Below are 2,026 nucleotides of genomic sequence, written 5' to 3'. Positions count from 1 at the left end.
GCGTCAGGGGGTGCAGGCGCGTGCCGGAGCCCCCGGCTAGTATAATTCCTTTCATATTATAAGCGATTTAAACATTTCACCAAACTATCACGCCAATGAGGGATATTGATGTTAAAGTTCTGTTTCATTTTAGTTTTATCCATCACAGAAAATGAAGGACGGACTGCTTTTGTTATGTACTCTGAAGTGCGAACTGGATGAGCTTTGACTTTAATGTTACGAATATCAAAGATTGCCTGTGCAAAATCATACCACGTTGTCATCCCTTCATTGCTATAGTGGTACGTACCATACTGCTGATTATCCGTCTGGATTAGGTTAAAAATACACTCAGCAAGATCTACAGCGTAAGTTGGAGTACCAACCTGATCCCAGATCACTTTAAGTTCATCACGCTCCTCCCCTAGTCGCAGCATGGTTTTTACGAAATTGTTTCCGAATTCAGAATACAGCCAACTGGTTCTGATGATAAAGTAGTTGCTGATAAAAGAAGGAATTACTTGTTCTCCTGCAAGCTTGGTAGCACCATACACATTTATAGGGGCTGTCTCATCCTCCTCTTTAAGAGGTTGATTTGTGTTGCCTGCAAATACAAAGTCAGTGGATATATGAATGAGAGTAGTACCAAATTCCTGACAAAGCTTGCTAAGATTGGCAACTCCCTCTACATTAATTTTATCTGCAAGCTCTTTTTCATCCTCTGCTTTATCTACTGCCGTATAGGCGGCACAATTGATGCAATATTGTGGTTTATGAGTTTCAAAAACTTTTTGCAGAGCCTCCTGATCCAGAATATTAGCCTCCTCCTCAGGTAAGTAGCAGATATCTGTTATACTCTTTTCTGTAGAAACCGACTGCAGGCACTGGCCCAATTGACCTGATGCACCAAAAACAATGATCTTAGACATATTCAATTTCAGTTCTTAGTGCTGCAAATGTGCTATTCTTGGTATCCTTGTCTGATACTAAAATGTCAGATTCAGGCAACATCCAGTCAATGTTCAAATCATTATCCTTATATAGGATACCTCCTTCCGATGCTTTGTTATAATAGTTATCGCACTTGTAGAAGAACTCTACTTCTTCGCTGAGCACCACAAAACCATGGGCAAAGCCTCGCGGTACGAACAGCTGTAGCTTATTCTCAGCACTAAGAACGATAGAAAAATGCTGCCCATAGGTTGGTGAGTTCTCCCGTACATCCACTGCTACGTCTAAAACTTCGCCTTTCACTACGCGTACTAATTTAGCCTGTGCATGTTCTCCTGCCTGGAAATGAAGTCCTCTTAATACACCATAAGTTGAGAAGGACTGATTATCCTGTACAAAATGTACATTCAACCCACTGAGTTCATTAAACTTCTGCTCATTAAAGCTTTCAAAAAAATAACCTCTTGGGTCGTTAAAGACTGCTGGTTTTACAACTAAACAATCCTGCAAGGGTGTTTCAATAATTTCCATTTATCTATCTGTATACTGCTCTTCGTAGTAGTCGCGGTAATGGCCTGAGGTTACGTTCTCCAGCCACTCGGTATTCTCCAGGTACCAGTCCACGGTCTTGCTCAGGCCTTCCTCAAAGGTAACGGATGGTTTCCAGCCCAGCTCGTCCATCAGCTTGGATGAGTCGATGGCGTAGCGCAGGTCGTGGCCGGCGCGGTCCTTCACGAACGTGATCAGCTTTCTGGAGTGCCCTTGCTCGCGGCCCAGCTTCTGGTCCATCTGGTCGCAGAGCAACTCGATCAAGTCCAGGTTTTTCCACTCGTTCACGCCGCCGATGTTGTAGGTGTCACCTACCTTGCCCTCGTGGAAGATCACGTCGATGGCACGGGCGTGGTCCAGCACATAGAGCCAGTCGCGCACGTTCTCGCCTTTGCCGTAAACAGGCACCGGCTTCCCGTTCTTGATGTTGTTGATGGCCAGCGGAATCAGCTTCTCGGGGAAGTGGTTCGGGCCGTAGTTGTTGGAGCAGTTCGATATCTTGATTGGCAAACCGTAGGTATGAAACCAGGCGCGTACGAAATGGTCG

Annotated in this window: 4 protein-coding genes; all 4 read right to left on the bottom strand. The window is 45.0% G+C overall.

Annotation, left to right across the window (positions count from 1 at the left end):
- The coding region (locus WG943_RS21265; RefSeq protein WP_445323661.1) for a sugar phosphate nucleotidyltransferase at nucleotides 1-55 on the bottom strand (55 nt) is incomplete at its 3' end.
- 1 nt (nucleotide 56) lies between these two features.
- Nucleotides 57-908, bottom strand: coding sequence for a dTDP-4-dehydrorhamnose reductase (gene rfbD, locus WG943_RS21180; protein ID WP_340412033.1), 852 nt, complete (start codon nucleotides 906-908; stop codon nucleotides 57-59).
- Nucleotides 901-1,461, bottom strand: a complete 561-nt coding sequence (gene rfbC / locus WG943_RS21175) for a dTDP-4-dehydrorhamnose 3,5-epimerase (protein WP_340412031.1) — start codon at nucleotides 1,459-1,461, stop codon at nucleotides 901-903. Before rfbC ends, rfbD begins: the two co-directional genes overlap by 8 nt.
- The coding region (locus WG943_RS21170; RefSeq protein WP_340412029.1) for a dTDP-glucose 4,6-dehydratase at nucleotides 1,462-2,026 on the bottom strand (565 nt) is incomplete at its 5' end.

The organism is Pontibacter sp. H249 (genome assembly GCF_037892465.1).
Classification (GTDB): domain Bacteria; phylum Bacteroidota; class Bacteroidia; order Cytophagales; family Hymenobacteraceae; genus Pontibacter.
The sequence above is the reverse complement of the archived record's forward strand: the minus strand, read 5'-3'. Positions and strand labels throughout refer to the sequence as shown.